Here is a 16,570-nt window from a genome sequence, read left to right as displayed (position 1 = left end):
GCCTAAGCGTAGATTCTTTGAACCCGCTTTCGAGCGCGTGCCAGGGTTTCGTCGATGCTGCCGTATTCACCCGAAGCGTTGCGGAAAACCCGGCCAACAGAGACGTTGACTGGGTTATTGTCGCTCTCTGGATAGCGCAGGTCTGCGCGCGAAAGCTCTTTCTTGACCAGAAACTCGACCTCGTTTTGGAACTTCGGTTTGTCGGGGGCAAGTTTGACGACAAGAAAGCATCCGGACCCGCCGTAGGTGAAGTGGCAATCTTCGAATTTCAACGCGATTGAAAGAACATCGCTCATTTCGACAAGGAGACCGAGAAAACTTTGGGGTGTCGAACAGTCGAACAGGTCCGACGCGTTCTGCAGCTTGACCGACGCGACCCCGCCATAGCGAAACTGGCTTCGTTCCATCCGTTCAATGTAATTTCTGAATGTCGGCTGCTCCAGGTATCCAGGGGTGCCGTCGAAACTGATGGCGTCCTCAAACTTTAACCCCAAGGGCGTTGCCTGACCCTGACATGCCGAAGCGATCTGACGTACAAGCCGGTCAGCGGATATGATCTGGCGGCTCAGACGTGCGGCAGAGTCTATTCTGCTCATCAGGTCATTGATCTGAAAAGGTTTCACGATGTAATCGGTCGCACCGGCAGAAAATGATCGTTCGATGTGGGCTCGATCCGACATCGCGGTCAGCATCACAATCGGGACGCGCTTGTAGGCTGGATCGGTCCGAAGCTGTTGGCACAACGCGATGCCGTCCATGTCCGGCATTTGAATATCAAGCAAAAAGCAATCGAACGGATCGTTGGCTTTTTTGACGATGGCGAGCGCTTCGCTGGCGCTGTTTGCCGACTCCAGATTTGTGAAACCGAAAGCTTCGAGTGCCATCCTTAGAAATTCGACGGTGAAAGGCTCGTCATCGACGATCAGAATCTTCATTTCGTGACCGCGTCTGCACCGCTCGTTGACTTCATTTCGAAACATCGAAGCCTCCACCCAACTCTAAACACTTATGCCCAGATCGCAGTCTATGTGCAAAACATGGCCGGATTTGGGCAATATTGAGGAAGGCCTGCTGACGCGTCTACGTCCTGGTCACGAACCGCGACTGATGGCTCGCAGGGCCGACTCTGATCGCAACGATAGCCGTTTTGCTGCTGGTATCCACCCCCCGCGCCCGGCCGCTACGGTCATTCTGCGGCCATCGCTGCGTCAAATGCATCTACATCAAGCTGCAATTTCCAACTTCGAAGATGTGCCCTTTGGCAGTGACAAGGTGAATACACTGCCCGCGCCCGTCTTGCTGCGCACATGAATTTCCCCGGATTCGAGCCGGGCAAGCTCTTTTGCGATCGAAAGGCCAAGCCCGGTCCCTGGTGCCGTCCGGGAAGACGATATGTCAACCTGATGAAACGCTTCGAATATATTTTCAAGTTCGCTTGGCGCGATACCCGGTCCTGTATCGCCGACCGCGATATGGACCTTATCCTGTGATTGGCTCACTGAAACAGACACTTTGCCTGCATCGGTGAACTTGATCGCATTTCCCATCAGGTTTATTATGATCTGACGCGTTCTGTTAATATCTGCCAACATTAGGCACGACGGGATCTCTGTCTCAAGCGTCAGACCCTTCTGGTCCGTCAGTACTTTCATTTGTTCCATGACGGGCTGAAGGACGTCCTGCACATTGCAGATCTCTGGCGCAACTTCGAGCCGGCCCGTTTCCATTTTGGCATAATCGAGCAACTCGTTGACGAGGAACAACAGATGCTCGCCTGACTTTTCGACTTTGGCCATTCCGGTGTTGGCAGAACGAAGCAATTCTTCGATCTGGCTTTGGACAAGCTCACGATTGATCTCTTGCTCAAGCAGCAGGCTTTCCAGCCGTTTTGCAGCAGGCATCTTTTGCAGGTTTTTTCCAAGCCGGGCGTAGCCCAGAATGACGGTCAAAGGCGTCCTGAGTTCATGGCTGACGATGCTCATAAAGTTTACCTTTGCGCGGTTTCCGGCGTCAGCTGCTTTCCTTGCCTGTACGAGCGTCTCGACATCCATGAGGGCCTGCGCTTCACTGGCCTGTAACTTGCGCGAGAGCTGCACCAATCGGCGGACGATCCAGAAAAACAGGGCTAAGCCCAATGCGCCGACGACCAACAGCACTGGCAACATCTTCAAGAAAAGGTCCGTACCCGGCCGCTCTGGTGTCCAGGAGAGCCAGGACAGAACTTGGCCCCTAGGCCCAGATACCGGCACCCCTGCCTGCACTCCGCTTGGTTCAGACGTTGTAAAGGAAACGTCTGCAAGTTCCGTTGCCGCGCCAATCGAGCTTGCAAGTGCGTCGTCGAGAAACCGCATTGCGACGTGCAGATTTTCTGTACCCGGCACCTGAATGATTTCGCCTGAATCAGAAATGACAGGCACAATACTGACGATTGCAACTTTGTCATCAATCCGAAGCGGCTTTACGATCTCAGCTTCGGTCAATGCCTCATTGGGATTGCTTTGACCCAAGCTGATGTCAGCCACAATTTTTTGAAGTTCTGCCACAAGCGGTGCGACAGCGCTGGCACGCGTGGAATAGGTATCAACTGATCTGATGTCCCCCAGCACAGAAACGAATATAGGGTCACCAACTTCATTCAGGACGTAGTTTTCGTGATGCCCAAAATATTCCTGCATCCAGCTTCCAAGGTTTTCGTCCATCCACTCCTCGTCAAAGTTTTGAATGTTTTCAATCGCGTCATCCCAGAAGGTCGCGCTTCGCTGTTGTTCAGGAATCGAAGCAATGACGCTTGACAGGCTGCGCGTTGCGGCACGCTCCTCTCTGGAAAAAGCGGCTTCGTCAGCCATTCTTATGGCGTTATTTCCGACGATGATAAGGTTCAGAAAGCCCGCAACAAAGACAAAGAGCAAGGAGCCGGTAATCTGCAGCGACAAGTTTTTCTGTTGCGACGACACGCTGAACTGACCCCTACTCATACAACCGTCTTCGACAAAGTTTGCGACGTCACTGACTGATAGCACGCCAGCACCCACCGATCACGAAGATATGAGCGTGGTTAATTATTGATTGTGGCCAAGATTGGACAAGATCGTCGTTGCCGTTTTTAAGCCGACTGAAGCGGCACTGTATTGACTCTGCTGCTTCGCTCACATCCTCGCCCAGTTCTGAAAGTCGGCTCGTCGCTTTTCGAGGAGGTTTATTGCTAGCAATGATAAGACCTGAGAACTTTGATGAGATTATGGATTTGGCGAGGCGCCTTTCAAAGCCGTTTCCACACGTACGAGTGGATCTGATCACCGTTGGGCGCAAGCTGTATGTTGAAGAGCTGACTTTTTACACGGCAAGCGGGGCGGGACGGTTTGACCCTGTGGAATGGGACTACAAACTGGGGGACCTGTTCGTGTTGCCAAAGGCCAATGTGGATGATTTTGAAGCCACGGAGCAACACGCGCCCTGACCCGGGACGGGGTATCCCGCAAGCCAACCGATTGCCGGAAATCCGCTGGTCGTTTGTGTCTGCTATCGCATATCGGTGGGAATCCGTCCTATGTCTGCGGAAATCTAACCGGTCGAGGATTCCATGCTGAAATTCGTTCTTTCTGTCGTCGCGCTGATGGCGGCACAGCCGGTCATAGCGGACAATTACGCGATGATGCTGGGCAGTCGCCAGATCGGGACACTAGTCACCAATGGCGACGCGCTGACGTCGACACTGGACAACACACCGCTGGGTGTCGCGGACGGGACGTTTCAGGCGTCAGTGAATCCTGTGGAATTGCCCGATGGCACGCTGGCGGACCAGTTTCTGGGGATCAACCGGGGCGGCAAGACGCGCGACATTTCGGTGATCCGGCAAGATGGTCGTGCGGTCGACGTCACCGTTGTTCCCGCCAACGATGCAACCGACCTTAGCAAACCTGAAGCTGTGCCTGCGGGCGTGCTGTTCCCATCCGAACTGTTTTCGCGTTTGGAACGCACGGGCGGCTGTCCCGGCGCGATGACGATGTATGACGGGCGGCGTGTCGTTTCGATTGCGACCGCGTCGTCTGCCGTGGTCGACGGCGTAACGGTCTGCACAATGGACTACCGCGTCACAGCGGGCAAAGGGCATTTGTCGCCGTTCAATTTCAAATCGTTGAACATGCAGTTGGCGTATGCCGGGGGCGCGCTGGCGCGTGTCACCGTCAGCGCGGGCGGGTTCGATGTGTCGATGGTGCGCCAGTAGCCGCTACAGGCTGCGCCCGTCCAGATCCTCGACCAGTTCGAAGAATTCGAACACCAGCGGCATGTCGTCGGACCAGCCACCGTTGCGCTTGAAATAATGTTCTTTCTGCGTCCGCCAGCCCTGCAGGGTGTAGCTGCTGCTTTCGGCTTCTGCCATCTCCTCGGTCACGTCGCAGAACCGGACGTGTTCCACACGCGTGGTCCGCACGACCAGCGCGGGCGACCCGCCCCAGTTCGCCGCGATATCGCAACGGCCCACGACGGGCATGGCATCGGGGTCGTCCTTTAGGTCGCGGTAGGGCGCGCAGTTGGCTGATTTTTCGCCCCGTCGGACAAGGTCGATCTGCTGCTGGCATTCTGCCTTTGAGTTACCAAAACGAAACGTCCCCGCGCCGGGGTAGGTATCGTTCAGGTCCACGATGGCATCGTAGTCGTCTTTGTCTGTCATATCGGAAACCTCCGGGGTCGGCCTAGCGGCTCAACCCGCCCCTTAGCGTCGGCACGTCGAGCGCGGAAAAACCGTAGTGGCGCAGCCAGCGCAGGTCGCTGTCAAAGAAGGCGCGCAGGTCGGGGATGCCGTATTTCAGCATCGCAATGCGGTCGATACCCATGCCGAATGCAAACCCCTGCCACTGGGTCGGATCGACGCCAGCGGCTTGCAGCACCTTTGGGTGGACCATGCCAGAGCCAAGGATTTCCAGCCAGTCATCGCCTTCGCCGACCTTGAGCGTGCCGCCTTCCCATGAACAGCGGATGTCGACCTCTGCCGAGGGTTCGGTGAACGGGAAATGCGAGGCGCGGAACCGGATGTCGACGTTGTCGACCTCGAAATACGATTTGACGAATTCTTCCAGCACCCATTTCAGGTTGGCCATGGAAATATCGCGGTCGATGGCCAGACCTTCGATCTGGTGGAACATGGGCGTATGCGTCTGGTCATAATCGGCGCGATAGACGCGACCGGGGCAGATGATGCGCGTGGGGGCACCCGACGCTTCCATGCTGCGGATCTGGACGGGGCTGGTGTGCGTGCGCAGCACGGCGGGCGGGCGGTCGTCGCCATCGGCGCGGGCCATGTAAAACGTATCCATTTCGGCCCGTGCGGGGTGGTGGCCGGGGATGTTCAGCGCGTCGAAATTATACCAGTCGGACTCGATCTGTGGGCCTTCGGCCACCGCAAAACCCATGTCGGCAAAAATCGCTGTGACCTCTTCCGTGACCTGGCTGATCGGGTGGATGGTGCCCGTGCGCTGGGGGCGTGTCGGCAGCGTGACGTCCAGCCATTCGGTACGCAGGCGCGCATCAAGGGCCGCATCGCCCAGTGCCGCCTTTTTCGCGGCGAGGGCGCTGTTGATTTCGTCCTTTAGCGCGTTCAGGGCGGGGCCAGCGGTCTGGCGTTCTTCTGGCGTCATCTTGCCCAGTTCGCGCATCTGAAGGCTGATTTCGCCCTTTTTGCCAAGCGCCTGCACACGCAGCGTTTCGACCGCTGCCTCGTCCTGAGCGCCGGAAATCAGGTCAAGATATTTCGACTTGAGATCGGTCATGTTCGGTCCTTCCGGTGTCGCGCCTGTGCTATATCCTGCTGCCGTGTGAAGCAAGACAGTGGGACGTGACCGCGGCGGCATCGTGGCGGGGGTTATGGATACAGTGGGCGACCGTCGCCCCCGTGCTGTGCGAGGTTGAAGCGAGGGTCAGTAACGGAAAAAGCCGCCCTGTCATGGGGCGGCTTTTATCTTATTCGTGACACGCTTTGCTTAAGCAGCAAGAGCATCCTTTGCCTTGTTGACGATGGCTTCGAAAGCCTGCGGTTCGTTCACGGCCAGATCAGCCAGAACCTTGCGGTCGACTTCGATGCCGGCCAGCGACAGGCCATTGATGAACCGCGAATATGTCAACTGTTCGTCGATCGCGCGCACACCAGCGTTGATACGCTGAATCCACAGGCTGCGGAAATTGCGCTTGCGGTTGTGACGGTCGCGGGTTGCATACTGCTGCGCCTTGTCGACGGCCTGCGTTGCGACCTTAAAGGTCTTGGAACGGCGGTCGTAATAGCCCTTTGCTTTATCAAGGACTTTTTTGTGGCGACGGTGGGTGACGGGTCCGGATTTAACGCGCATGAGTGGTCCTCCTGATTAGCGTGCGTAGGGCATCATCGGCTTGATGATCTGTTCATCAGCCTTGGCGAGGACCGTGGTGCCGCGTGCATCACGGATGAACTTTTTGTGGCGCTTGATCATGCCGTGGCGCTTGCCAGCCTGACCTGCCTTGATCCGGCCAGAGGCCGTGATCTTGAACCGCTTTTTGCAGCTCGATTTCGTCTTCATCTTCGGCATTTCCATCTCCTCTAAGGGTGGTTGGACGCACGACTCGGCATGCCATATCGGCCGGACGCGCGGTTAGAGCGGGCCTTTTAGGCCGGACCATCTGGATTGGCAAGCAAGATTACAGACCGAAGCCGACCAAAACACGCATCAGAACATCCGGCGCCGTATCAAACGTATAGGCCGCCGGACGGGACTGAACCGCATAGCCCACCATCAGCGCCGCCAGCATGACGATCAGCGCGGGCGCGCGTGGGACGCGGCCATCGACAAAAGCACTGATAATGGCGGGAATTGCCAATAATCCGAACAGGACACCCACGACAAAGATCAGATCCGTATCCATCGCGCATCCTGACTAATTATGGCAATGCTGTAACTCTATTCCCTATCGGCGCTGTGAATCAATCTTTCCTGACAGGGCGCGACGCGCAAGATGTTTGTGGAACCCGGCGTATTGAACGGGACACCTGCGGTAATGACGATCATGTCGTCTTCGGTTGCCATCCCTTCTTTCAACGACGTGCGGACCGCTTCGATCACGGCGTCCTTGAACCGATCAACCGGGCCGGTCAGCACGCAGTTCGTTCCCCATGTCAAACACAACTGGCGAGCGGTGCGGATGTGGTTCGTCAGCGCCAGAATCGGCACCCGGGGACGTTCCCGCGCAACCAATGCGGCGGTGCTGCCGGTTTGCGAAAAGCAGCAGATCGCCTTGATGTCCGATTTTTCCGCGATTTCACGGGCAGCTGCGACGATCCCGTCAGCGACAGATCGGCCCGATGTCTTGCGGCTGCTTTCGATGATTTCTGTATAGGTCGGGTCTGCTTCGACTTCGACCGCGACGTTATCCATCGTGGTGACGGCCTCGATCGGGAACGATCCGGCGGCGGATTCGGCGGACAGCATGATCGCGTCAGCGCCTTCGTAGATGGCGGTGGCAACGTCGGACACCTCTGCCCGGGTGGGCATCGGCGAATCGATCATCGATTCCAGCATCTGTGTCGCTACAATCACCGGTTTGGCTGCGGCACGGCATTTACGGACAAGCTGTTTCTGAATCGGGGGCACATTCTGCACGGGCAATTCGACGCCCAGATCACCACGGGCAACCATGATTCCATCGCTGACGGCAAGGATGTCGTCGAAATTCTTGACCGCAGAGGGTTTTTCGATCTTCGACAGGATGTTCGCGCGACCGTTGCACAGGACGCGCGCTTCTTCGACATCGGATGGACGCTGCACGAATGACAGCGCCAGCCAGTCGATGCCCAGTTCGCAGACGAATTCCAGATCCTTGCGATCCTTGTCCGACAGCGCGGCCAGTGGCAGCACCACGTCGGGCACGTTCACACCCTTGCGGTTGGAAATGGTGCCGCCGACGATGACTTCGGTGTCGGCAAAGTCGCGGCCGCAATCCTTGACCCGCAGCTTGATCTTGCCGTCGTTCACCAGCAGGTGGCTGCCGGGTTCCAGCGCGTCAAAGATTTCCTTGTGGGGCAATTTCACACGGGTTGCGTCGCCTTCTTCGTCGTTCAGGTCCAGACGGAAGCTGGCACCGACTTCCAGCTCTTCTTCGCCGTTCTTGAAGGTGCCGACACGCAGCTTCGGTCCCTGAAGGTCGGCAAGGATTCCGATGGGTGAACCCATATCCTTTTCGATCTGCCGAATGGTTGCGTGGCGCACGCGGATTTCGTCGTGGCTGCCGTGGGACATGTTCAGGCGAAACACGTCGGCGCCGGCTTCATGCAGCTTACGGATCATCTCGTAATCGTCGGACGCAGGTCCAAGGGTTGCAACGATCTTTACATGGCGGTTGCGTTTCATTCGTTCGATCCTTTCACCGGGGTGACAATGGTCGTTAGCGGTAACGCCGGTTTCGTTGCGCTTATTACGCAATTCACTTCCTGCCACAACTATACTAGGTGGGGTGACGTAAAAATGACGGTTCCCATGACACATGATGCCTATCAAATAGACGGTGCCGACCGCCCTGGCCGTTGGATCATAACTTGCGATCACGCCACCAATCTTGTGCCTGCATGGGTCAGCGGTGGTGATCTTGGCTTGCCCACGGCGGACATGAATCGCCACATCGCATACGACATCGGGGCAGAAGGTTTGTCGCGCCACATTGCGGCGGCACTGGACAGTCCGATGATTTCATCACGGTTTTCGCGGCTGGTGATCGACCCGAACCGGGGCGAACAGGACCCGACGCTGTTGATGCGGCTATACGATGGCACCGTGATCCCGGCGAACCGTGCGGCGGATGCCGCCGAACTGACACAGCGGCTGGAACGGCTTCACCGTCCCTATCACAGTGCCATTGCCGATCTTGTCGATCAGCGCCCTGATCCGGTTTACTGTGCGATCCACAGCTTTACGCCCAAACTGACCGGACGAGAGGCGCGTCCATGGGAAGTCGCGATTCTTTATGGTCAGGATGCACGCTTGGCTGTGCCGTTGGTGCAGGCTTGCCGTGCGGCGGGCTGGGTCACGGGCGATAACCAGCCCTATACCGGCAACTTGCCCGGCGACAGCGTTGATCGCCACGCGATACAACGCGGTATCCCCAACATCCTGATCGAGGTGCGGCACGATCTGATCGACACGCCGGATGGTCAGGCGTTGTGGGCGGGGCGTCTTGCCCCCATCTTGGAACAAGTATTGGCCAACAGCGGCCTTTGACAGGAGACAGGATCATGGACGACGCCACCCGTACTGAAATCGAAGCCGCCGCATTTCGCCGCCTGCAACAGCACCTGATGGACGATAGGCCCGATGCGCAAAACATCGACATGATGAACCTTGCCGGGTTCTGTCGGAATTGCCTGTCGCGCTGGTATCAGGAAGCAGCGAACGAACGGGGCATTGCGATGACCAAGGACGAAGGACGCGCCGCGTTCTATAAAATGCCGTTCGACGAATGGAAAGCAAAGCATCAGACGGATGCCACGCCAGAAGCAAAGGCGGCTTTCGCAGACAGTCACAAGCACTGAACATCAAAAAGGGCGGCCACCGGGGCCGCCCTTTGTTCATCTGTGGAAAGTGGTCAGTCTTCGGATTTTGGCGTGCCGTCTTCGTCCTTCAGCTCGTGGTGCTGGGCTTCTTCGGGACGTTCCTTTTGACGCTTGGTGGCTTCGACGGCCTTGCCGTCACCCGTCATGTTGTCATTCGTGCCGCTCATTGGACTCTCCTTTTCGCTTGAAAAGACAACGCGACGGCCCCGGAAATGTTCCGCACCGATACAGGGCTTTCGTGATTTTGGATATCTGGTCGGGCTGAGAGGATTCGAACCTCCGACCCCCTGCTCCCGAAGCAGGTGCGCTACCAGGCTGCGCTACAGCCCGACCGTGGCGGCGTCGTAAACCCGCCGTGCCAATTTGACAAGACTAATCGGTGTCCTTCCGGCGCGGCTCTGCCACGGGGGGAACCCGACCGGGGACGCCGCGCAGATGCGGGCGGGGCTGCACGGACGGTGCGTTTGTCGGGGTCTTGCGCTGCGCTGGTATCTCGGGTGCGATTTCACGCGGGCGGGGCCGCAGAAACGTCCCCGTTTCGAACCGCAACCGCATCCGCAGGTTCGGCGTGCCGCTGGTGTCGGATCGGCTTTCGCGCAGAACGATGTAAAGCCCGCTGGCGATGATGATGGCAGCGCCCAGAATGGTCGTCCCGTCCGGCACCTCGTCAAAGAACAGCGCGCCAAACAATGTGGCCCAGATGATCTGGCTGTATTGCATGGGGGCGACGATGACCGCTTCGCCAGCCTTATATGCGCCGATGATCAGCAGACCGGCCGCAAAGGCAAAGGCTGAAATCACGAACAACATGCCCATGTGTTCGACCGGCATGGGTTCATAGACGAAACCCAGCGCCGCCCCCATCACAATGAAGTTGCCCGCCATCGGATACAGCATCAACACCACGGGGCGTTCATCGGCCCCGATCTTGCGGACAATCAGCCCGGTCAGTGCTGCACCAAATGCCCCGATCAGGGCGGCGGCGTGACCCAGTTCCAACGCTGTGCTGCCGGGGCGCAGCACGACCATGACGCCCGCCAGACCGACCAAAACAGCCATCCAGCGCCGTAGGCGGACCTGTTCGCCCAGAATGGGAATAGCAAGGATGGTGATCAGCAGCGGGGTTGCGAACAGGATCGCATAGACCTGCGCCAGCGGCAGGACGGAAAACGCGTAGAACACGCAAAAACCGGTCGACACCGCCGCGACCGTCCGCACCGCCATCCAGTAGGGATGGCGCGGGACCAGCGTGCCGGGGTTCGCGTCGCGCATCAACTGGAACGTCGCCAGCGGGAACGACAGCAAGACAGAGAAAAAGACGATCTGGACCGGTGAATAGCTGGCCCCAAGCACCTTGATGAAAACGTCGTGTGTGGAAAAGATGGCGTAAGCCATGACGGCCAGCAATGCGCCCCGGGCGTTGGATGACATGGTCAGTGTCCTGCATAAAATCGAAGTGTATCTGACGGATGGTCGCACTTGCGCCGAGCGTCAAGCCGTCGCGGCCAATGAACGGCAGCAAACCGCGTCCCACATTCCGCCTGCAGGGTCGCAGGTCGTGTTTCGCCCAAGACCCCCGGCAATGCGGCAGTCTTGGGCTTTGCAGTATCGTTACAGGCTTGCGTCGAGCGCGGCCAGAATCCGGTCGCCCATGACTGTGGTGCTGATCGGTGTGCCGTCTTCTGGGCCCAGCAGATCGGCGGTGCGGGCACCGTCGGCCAGCACGCGTTCCACCGCCTGTTCAAGGCGATCTGCCTCTGACCCGGCGTCGAAGGAATAGCGCAGCGCCATCGCAAAGCTAAGGATACAGGCAATCGGGTTGGCCTTGCCTTGACCTGCAATGTCGGGCGCGGATCCGTGCACCGGTTCGTACAACGCCTTTGGACGGCCATTGGCCATCGGCAGGCCCAGCGATGCACTTGGCAACATGCCCAGCGATCCGGTCAGCATGGCCGCCGCGTCGGACAAAAGATCACCGAACAGGTTGTCGGTCACGATCACATCGAACTGTTTGGGCCAGCGGCAAAGCTGCATCGCACCTGCGTCGGCGTACATGTGGCTTAGTTCGACGTCCTGATATTCTTTCTGGTGCACTTCGGTGACGACCTGACGCCACAGCACGCCGGATTCCATCACATTGGCCTTTTCCATCGAACAGACCTTGTTGCTGCGACGGCGGGCCAGTTCGAATGCGGACCGGGCGACACGGGCGATTTCGGATTCCGTATAACGCTGGGTGTTGATGCCGACGCGTTCGTTGCCTTCGGTATGGATGCCGCGCGGTTCACCGAAATAGACGCCGGACGTCAGTTCGCGCACGATCATGATATCCAGACCAGCCACGACATCGCGTTTCAGCGACGAAAAATCCGCCAATGCATCAAAACACTGGGCGGGGCGCAGGTTGCTGAACAGGTCCATTTCCTTGCGCAGGCGCAGCAGACCGCGTTCCGGCTTCAGGCTGAAATCAAGATCGTCATATTGCGGACCGCCAACGGCACCCAGCAGAACGGCGTCGACCTCTTGCGCCTTGGCCATCGTGTCGTCGTGCAGTGGCGTGCCGTGCTTGTCATATGCGCAGCCGCCGACCAGATCTTCGGACACGTCAAACACCATGTCGCGTTTGGTGCCATACCAGTCGATGACGCGTTTAACCTCGGCCATGACTTCGGGGCCGATGCCGTCGCCGGCCAGAATCAACAGTGAGGGGTTCGACATGTCAGCGGTCCTTGTGTGGAAAGGTTCGCGCGTGGCGTAAACCCAAGGGCCGCCGGGATCAAGTCAGCGTGAGATATCGACCCAGACCAAACGGTGCGGACCCGCATCTGCCACAATGCGCGCCACAGGGTCATCCGACGGCGGCCAGACGACGCCGGCGTCGTCGATGCGCCAATCCGCAGATGGCAGCACATATGACACGCGCAGGTTGCCGGGCGTGCCATCAGTCCAATCGGCGGTGTCCAGTGCGGGATCACCCACATGATTGGCGTCAGCGGCTTCGACCCCGCCAGCACTGCGTGGTAAAGGATCGATGATGCGGGGATCGGCCAGAAAATCCGTCATCGCATCGCGCAATCCGTCACCGTCAGCAGGATCAAGATTGGCATTCCCCAAAATGACGAACATCGGTGGCTGATCCTGATCCAGCACATGGGTCCAAAGACGTAACTCGTCACGGTTTCGCAGGCCATTGCGATCCTCTGGCCCATCGAAAACCGGTGGCGTAGACGAAAAGGCCATCAGCGTGACCTGCCCACCCGGGGCGTCGATGGGCAGAACCCAATGCGCTGTCGACGACAGCCGCTGCACGTTCATGATCTCGGATGACCCGGTTGGCCCGTCAGGCGGAACAGCGCCCGGTAGATCATGCCAAAGCATCGTGGTCAGGTCGCGTTTCTGATCTGCCAAGATCGGGAAACGGGATAACACAGCCAATCCGCCCGCACCAAAAAACCGCCCGTATCCCTGAGCGTCGCGTGGTTCCCCCAGCCGCCCATTGGCATTCAGGTCCAGACCGGTCGGTAAACCGCTGTTCGGCGCACCTGCATAGTGGTGCGGATATCCCAAAAGGTCAGCCAAGGCCGCCAGCGTCAGCCCGTCCACATCGTAATCCACGGCTGTCAGCAGCAGGATATCGGGGGCTGCATTCGCAACGATGATCTGCACAGCGTCGATTTGTGGATCGTCGCGCCCCAGATCGCGCAGCAGCATGCCCGGCCCATCACGGCCCAGCGGTGCGGCAAAGGTCGCGACACGGATCGTTTCCGACGCCGCAGCCGTGGCCGATAGCGTCAGGATCAGACTGGCAGCAGCCCGCCAGCGGCCGCTTCGGCGTAGGCGCGTTTGCGCTGGTTGTGGATCATCTGCGCCACCCGCGACAGCGCGATGCCGCGCATCAAAAGACTTGCTGGCAAAAAGGCCCATGCTGCTACCATCCAGATCAGGGTCTGTGGATCGTTAAGAGCAATCGGTGTCGCATAGATCGAAATCAGCTTGCCAACCGCCGGGATCAGGAATGGCAGCAGGAATCCTAAGATCAGGTTAATCTGGCTGTCCCTGTGCAGGCGCTGGACCACGTCGCCCCCTGCGGTGGGATCGAACATCGGCAGATTGATCCAGACATTGAAGCTTTCGGATCGGCGGGGCCAGCGTTTCACGCGCAGCATCATGATGAACGCGGCAATGGAAATCAGCGACACCAGATAGGCAAGCCCAGCCGCGACACGCAGGGTTTCCAGAACTGACGCTGGCGTATTTTCAGACATCATCAGCTGGACAAGCCGAACCGGCGAAAACGGAACGTCCAGCGCGTCGCCGATCTGTCGGCCAATCCCCTGCAGCAAAAGCGTCATTGTACTGGGGTTGTCGCCACCGCGCAGAATCAAAGAGAGTGTGAGAACCGTAAAAAACAGTGCGGCAAAGCGCAGCCGATTGAACGGGGGGGCACTGCGAAATTCGATGAAGCTGGGACTGGCCACACTGTATTCAACGATTGTGAAAAGCGCGGCAAAGACGGCCACAAGTGCCACAACGGCGGAATTGCCATTGGGTTGAATCGGCAGGAACAATGTAGGTGTCGCAATCAACACCACTACGCATAACGCGCGCGCCAATGCCTTTAGCAAAGTCGTGTTCAAAACCTGCATATCCTTCTTGCGGCCAGGGGCGATACGATGCCGACCCTTTGTTCCGTCAAACGATCCCGCTATTGTGGCGGGCTGCCTCGGTACTGCCATAATCTTGCCTTTCTCACCCGGTCCGCACAAGTTTCTGTTATGTCTGTATAAAAGACAGGGCTGTTTTGCGGCGCGGGTGGTGCGGCTTTGCAACCCTTTTGGGGCGCTGGGGCGTCAACGTTGCGTTTGCCTACAAGATAATGGGGCCAGCAAATACTGGCCCCATAGGAAAAATTTGAATTTACTTAAACTTTGTTTAGACCCAAGGCCGAGATGTGGCGGCCTGCGCCTCGAACGCTTCGATCGATGCCGATTTTTCCAGCGTCAGTCCGATGTCATCCAGACCATTCATCAGGCAATGCTTTTTGAAGCTGTCGACCTCAAACGTGAAGACCTGACCATCAGAAGACGTGATGGTCTGGGTTTCCAGATCAATTTCGATCCGGGCGTTCGACCCCTTTTCAGCGTCCGCCATCAGCACATCGACCTGTTCCTGTGGCAGGACCACCGGCAGGATGCCGTTTTTGAAACAATTGCTGTAAAAGATATCGGCATAGCTTGGTGCGATCACGCAGCGGATACCGAAATCCTTGATCGCCCAAGGCGCATGTTCGCGCGACGACCCGCAACCAAAGTTATCGCCCGCCACCAGAATTTCGGCGTTGCGATATTGCGGTTTGTTCAGCACAAAATCGGGGATTTCGTCGCCGTTGTCGTCATAGCGCATTTCGTCGAACAGGTTCACGCCCAGTCCAGACCGCTTGATGGTCTTCAGGAACTGTTTGGGGATGATCATGTCTGTATCGATGTTCACCAGTGGCATTGGCGCAGCAACACCGCTGAGTTTGTCGAACTTTTCCATTACATCATCTCCCTTACGTCGGTCAGCCGTCCGGTGATTGCGGCGGCGGCGGCCATTTGCGGCGACATCAGGTGCGTGCGTCCGCCGCGGCCCTGACGGCCTTCAAAGTTGCGGTTGGATGTGGCGGCACAGCGTTCGCCGGGCGACAGTTGGTCAGGGTTCATCGCAAGGCACATGGAACAGCCTGCCAGACGCCATTCGAAACCGGCGTCCTTGAAGATATCGGCAAGCCCTTCTTCTTCGGCCTGCGCGCGGACAAGGCCCGAGCCGGGCACGACCATCGCACGTTTCACGGCGATCTTCTTGCCCTTCAGGATTTCAGCGGCAGCGCGCAAATCTTCGATCCGGCCGTTGGTGCAAGACCCGATGAAAACGGTGTCGATCTCGATTTCGGACAGCGGGGTGCCGGGCGTCAGGCCCATGTAATCCAGCGACCGCTGTGCGGCACCGACCTTGCCGCCCGTGAAATCGGACGCTGCCGGCACGGTGGCCGTGATCGGCAGCACGTCTTCGGGCGATGTGCCCCACGTGACCGATGGCGCAATGTCTTCGCCTTTGAGCGTTACGACCTTGTCCCATTGCGCATCGTCGTCGGAATACAGCGTTTTCCACCATTCCAATGCGGCTTCCCACTGGGCGCCCTTGGGGGCGTGCGGGCGACCGTTGCAATAGGCGAACGTCTTTTCATCGGGCGCGATCAGTCCAGCGCGTGCACCGCCTTCGATTGCCATGTTGCAGACCGTCATGCGGCCTTCCATGCTCAGGTCGCGGATCGCCTCGCCGCAGTATTCAATGACATAGCCGGTGCCGCCAGCGGTGCCTGTCACGCCGATCACGGACATGGTGATGTCCTTTGCGGTCACACCGGGGCGCAGTTTGCCGGTGATTTCGACCTTCATGTTTTTCGATTTCTTCTGGATCAGCGTCTGGGTGGCCAGCACGTGTTCGACCTCTGACGTGCCGATGCCGTGGGCCAGCGCGCCGAATGCGCCATGCGTTGCGGTGTGGCTGTCACCGCAGACGACCGTCATGCCCGGCAGGGTCCAGCCCTGTTCCGGACCGACGATGTGCACGATGCCCTGCCGCACGTCGGACACCGGGTAATAGTGGATACCGAAATCCTTGGCGTTCTTGTCCAGCGCTTCGACCTGAATGCGGCTGTCTTCGGTCATCGACTGGGCGTTGGCGCGGTCCAGCGTGGTGGGGACGTTGTGATCCGGCACTGCAATCGTCTTGTCCGGGGCATGAACCGTGCGATTCGTCATGCGCAGGCCTTCGAACGCCTGCGGCGACGTCACTTCGTGAACAAGGTGACGGTCGATATACAAAAGGCAGGTGCCGTCTTCGGCTTTGTGCGCGAGGTGCGCATCCCAGATTTTATCGTAAAGGGTCTTGGGGGACATTGGTCCACTCCCGTGTTGGTCAGTGATGTGGGGTCATGGCATGGCGCACAAGGACGCCGCA

At 58.3% G+C, this 16,570-nt stretch carries 19 protein-coding genes and 1 tRNA gene; 4 read left to right on the top strand and 16 right to left on the bottom strand.

What is annotated here, in order from left to right:
• Positions 1-2 precede the first annotated feature (2 nt).
• Together GZH79_RS08675 and GZH79_RS08670 are read right to left on the bottom strand one after the other, a co-directional pair.
• Positions 3-935 carry a response regulator gene (locus GZH79_RS08675; RefSeq protein WP_211643384.1) on the bottom strand — a complete coding sequence of 311 codons (933 nt, stop codon included), beginning with the start codon at positions 933-935 and terminating at the stop codon, positions 3-5.
• Between the two features lie 288 nt (positions 936-1,223).
• Positions 1,224-2,933 carry an ATP-binding protein gene (locus GZH79_RS08670; RefSeq protein ID WP_249219045.1) on the bottom strand — a complete coding sequence of 570 codons (1,710 nt, stop codon included), beginning with the start codon at positions 2,931-2,933 and terminating at the stop codon, positions 1,224-1,226.
• 275 nt (positions 2,934-3,208) lie between these two features.
• Between GZH79_RS08670 and GZH79_RS08665 the strand changes: the two genes are divergently transcribed.
• Positions 3,209-3,457 (top strand): ATP-grasp fold amidoligase family protein, encoded by a 249-nt coding sequence (locus GZH79_RS08665; protein WP_249219064.1) that lies wholly within the window; start codon positions 3,209-3,211, stop codon positions 3,455-3,457.
• Positions 3,458-3,580: 123 nt separating this feature from the next.
• Positions 3,581-4,225, top strand: a complete 645-nt coding sequence (locus GZH79_RS08660; protein ID WP_211643381.1) for a hypothetical protein — start codon at positions 3,581-3,583, stop codon at positions 4,223-4,225.
• Between the two features lie 3 nt (positions 4,226-4,228).
• Here the strand turns inward: GZH79_RS08660 and GZH79_RS08655 are convergent, their stop codons facing one another.
• The 6 genes from GZH79_RS08655 to pyk all read right to left on the bottom strand — a co-directional run bounded on the left by GZH79_RS08655 (position 4,229) and on the right by pyk (position 8,372).
• Positions 4,229-4,672 (bottom strand): ASCH domain-containing protein, encoded by a 444-nt coding sequence (locus GZH79_RS08655; RefSeq protein WP_211643380.1) that lies wholly within the window; start codon positions 4,670-4,672, stop codon positions 4,229-4,231.
• Positions 4,673-4,694: 22 nt separating this feature from the next.
• Complete coding sequence (gene pheS / locus GZH79_RS08650; RefSeq protein WP_211643379.1) at positions 4,695-5,768, bottom strand: phenylalanine--tRNA ligase subunit alpha; 1,074 nt, start codon at positions 5,766-5,768, stop codon at positions 4,695-4,697.
• Between the two features lie 210 nt (positions 5,769-5,978).
• Positions 5,979-6,341, bottom strand: a complete 363-nt coding sequence (rplT, locus tag GZH79_RS08645; protein WP_211643378.1) for a 50S ribosomal protein L20 — start codon at positions 6,339-6,341, stop codon at positions 5,979-5,981.
• Positions 6,342-6,356: 15 nt separating this feature from the next.
• Positions 6,357-6,557: a 50S ribosomal protein L35 gene (gene rpmI / locus GZH79_RS08640; RefSeq protein WP_129762355.1), complete on the bottom strand. Its 201-nt coding sequence runs from the start codon at positions 6,555-6,557 to the stop codon at positions 6,357-6,359.
• Positions 6,558-6,666: 109 nt separating this feature from the next.
• Complete coding sequence (locus GZH79_RS08635; RefSeq protein ID WP_211643377.1) at positions 6,667-6,891, bottom strand: hypothetical protein; 225 nt, start codon at positions 6,889-6,891, stop codon at positions 6,667-6,669.
• Between the two features lie 35 nt (positions 6,892-6,926).
• Entirely contained in the window at positions 6,927-8,372 is a 1,446-nt protein-coding gene (gene pyk / locus GZH79_RS08630) for a pyruvate kinase (protein WP_211643376.1), read from the bottom strand.
• Between the two features lie 126 nt (positions 8,373-8,498).
• On the opposite strand from pyk, the gene GZH79_RS08625 reads away from it, so the two are divergent.
• On the top strand, positions 8,499-9,236 hold the full coding sequence (locus tag GZH79_RS08625; RefSeq protein WP_211643375.1) for an N-formylglutamate amidohydrolase: 738 nt from the start codon (positions 8,499-8,501) through the stop codon (positions 9,234-9,236).
• Positions 9,237-9,250: 14 nt separating this feature from the next.
• Positions 9,251-9,547 (top strand): DUF1244 domain-containing protein, encoded by a 297-nt coding sequence (locus tag GZH79_RS08620; RefSeq protein WP_211643374.1) that lies wholly within the window; start codon positions 9,251-9,253, stop codon positions 9,545-9,547.
• Between the two features lie 53 nt (positions 9,548-9,600).
• On the opposite strand, the gene GZH79_RS19215 is transcribed toward GZH79_RS08620, so the two are convergent.
• The 8 genes from GZH79_RS19215 to leuC all read right to left on the bottom strand — a co-directional run bounded on the left by GZH79_RS19215 (position 9,601) and on the right by leuC (position 16,509).
• A complete protein-coding gene (locus GZH79_RS19215; protein WP_283094792.1) occupies positions 9,601-9,735 on the bottom strand; it encodes a hypothetical protein in 135 nt (44 codons plus the stop codon).
• Positions 9,736-9,821: 86 nt separating this feature from the next.
• Positions 9,822-9,898 (bottom strand) — tRNA-Pro (locus tag GZH79_RS08615).
• Positions 9,899-9,940: 42 nt separating this feature from the next.
• On the bottom strand, positions 9,941-10,999 hold the full coding sequence (locus tag GZH79_RS08610; RefSeq protein ID WP_211643373.1) for a DMT family transporter: 1,059 nt from the start codon (positions 10,997-10,999) through the stop codon (positions 9,941-9,943).
• Between the two features lie 180 nt (positions 11,000-11,179).
• Positions 11,180-12,286, bottom strand: a complete 1,107-nt coding sequence (leuB, locus tag GZH79_RS08605) for a 3-isopropylmalate dehydrogenase (protein WP_211643372.1) — start codon at positions 12,284-12,286, stop codon at positions 11,180-11,182.
• 63 nt (positions 12,287-12,349) lie between these two features.
• Positions 12,350-13,279 (bottom strand): endonuclease/exonuclease/phosphatase family protein, encoded by a 930-nt coding sequence (locus GZH79_RS08600; RefSeq protein WP_249219063.1) that lies wholly within the window; start codon positions 13,277-13,279, stop codon positions 12,350-12,352.
• A gap of 86 nt (positions 13,280-13,365) precedes the next feature.
• Positions 13,366-14,205, bottom strand: coding sequence for a hypothetical protein (locus GZH79_RS08595; RefSeq protein WP_249219044.1), 840 nt, complete (start codon positions 14,203-14,205; stop codon positions 13,366-13,368).
• A gap of 295 nt (positions 14,206-14,500) precedes the next feature.
• Positions 14,501-15,106, bottom strand: a complete 606-nt coding sequence (gene leuD / locus GZH79_RS08590; RefSeq protein ID WP_211643370.1) for a 3-isopropylmalate dehydratase small subunit — start codon at positions 15,104-15,106, stop codon at positions 14,501-14,503.
• Positions 15,106-16,509 (bottom strand): 3-isopropylmalate dehydratase large subunit, encoded by a 1,404-nt coding sequence (gene leuC, locus GZH79_RS08585; protein WP_211643369.1) that lies wholly within the window; start codon positions 16,507-16,509, stop codon positions 15,106-15,108. The genes leuD and leuC overlap by 1 nt, the downstream gene beginning before the upstream one ends.
• Positions 16,510-16,570: the final 61 nt, after the last annotated feature.

It is taken from the genome of Loktanella sp. SALINAS62, assembly GCF_018263905.1.
Lineage (GTDB): Bacteria > Pseudomonadota > Alphaproteobacteria > Rhodobacterales > Rhodobacteraceae > Loktanella.
This window is presented reverse-complemented; position numbering and strand designations above follow the sequence as displayed.

What these genes read in the sequence shown, in the direction of transcription:
- GZH79_RS08675 (WP_211643384.1), bottom strand. Translation starts at nt 935, where the DNA reads ATGAAGATTCTGATCGTCGATGACGAGCCTTTCACCGTCGAATTTCTA.
- GZH79_RS08665 (WP_249219064.1), top strand. Translation starts at nt 3,209, where the DNA reads ATGATAAGACCTGAGAACTTTGATGAGATTATGGATTTGGCGAGGCGC.
- GZH79_RS08660 (WP_211643381.1), top strand. Translation starts at nt 3,581, where the DNA reads ATGCTGAAATTCGTTCTTTCTGTCGTCGCGCTGATGGCGGCACAGCCG.
- GZH79_RS08655 (WP_211643380.1), bottom strand. Translation starts at nt 4,672, where the DNA reads ATGACAGACAAAGACGACTACGATGCCATCGTGGACCTGAACGATACC.
- pheS (WP_211643379.1), bottom strand. Translation starts at nt 5,768, where the DNA reads ATGACCGATCTCAAGTCGAAATATCTTGACCTGATTTCCGGCGCTCAG.
- rplT (WP_211643378.1), bottom strand. Translation starts at nt 6,341, where the DNA reads ATGCGCGTTAAATCCGGACCCGTCACCCACCGTCGCCACAAAAAAGTC.
- rpmI (WP_129762355.1), bottom strand. Translation starts at nt 6,557, where the DNA reads ATGCCGAAGATGAAGACGAAATCGAGCTGCAAAAAGCGGTTCAAGATC.
- GZH79_RS08635 (WP_211643377.1), bottom strand. Translation starts at nt 6,891, where the DNA reads ATGGATACGGATCTGATCTTTGTCGTGGGTGTCCTGTTCGGATTATTG.
- pyk (WP_211643376.1), bottom strand. Translation starts at nt 8,372, where the DNA reads ATGAAACGCAACCGCCATGTAAAGATCGTTGCAACCCTTGGACCTGCG.
- GZH79_RS08625 (WP_211643375.1), top strand. Translation starts at nt 8,499, where the DNA reads ATGACACATGATGCCTATCAAATAGACGGTGCCGACCGCCCTGGCCGT.
- GZH79_RS08620 (WP_211643374.1), top strand. Translation starts at nt 9,251, where the DNA reads ATGGACGACGCCACCCGTACTGAAATCGAAGCCGCCGCATTTCGCCGC.
- GZH79_RS19215 (WP_283094792.1), bottom strand. Translation starts at nt 9,735, where the DNA reads ATGAGCGGCACGAATGACAACATGACGGGTGACGGCAAGGCCGTCGAA.
- GZH79_RS08610 (WP_211643373.1), bottom strand. Translation starts at nt 10,999, where the DNA reads ATGTCATCCAACGCCCGGGGCGCATTGCTGGCCGTCATGGCTTACGCC.
- leuB (WP_211643372.1), bottom strand. Translation starts at nt 12,286, where the DNA reads ATGTCGAACCCCTCACTGTTGATTCTGGCCGGCGACGGCATCGGCCCC.
- GZH79_RS08600 (WP_249219063.1), bottom strand. Translation starts at nt 13,279, where the DNA reads ATGCTGCTGCGCGATCTGGGGCGCGACGATCCACAAATCGACGCTGTG.
- leuD (WP_211643370.1), bottom strand. Translation starts at nt 15,106, where the DNA reads ATGGAAAAGTTCGACAAACTCAGCGGTGTTGCTGCGCCAATGCCACTG.
- leuC (WP_211643369.1), bottom strand. Translation starts at nt 16,509, where the DNA reads ATGTCCCCCAAGACCCTTTACGATAAAATCTGGGATGCGCACCTCGCG.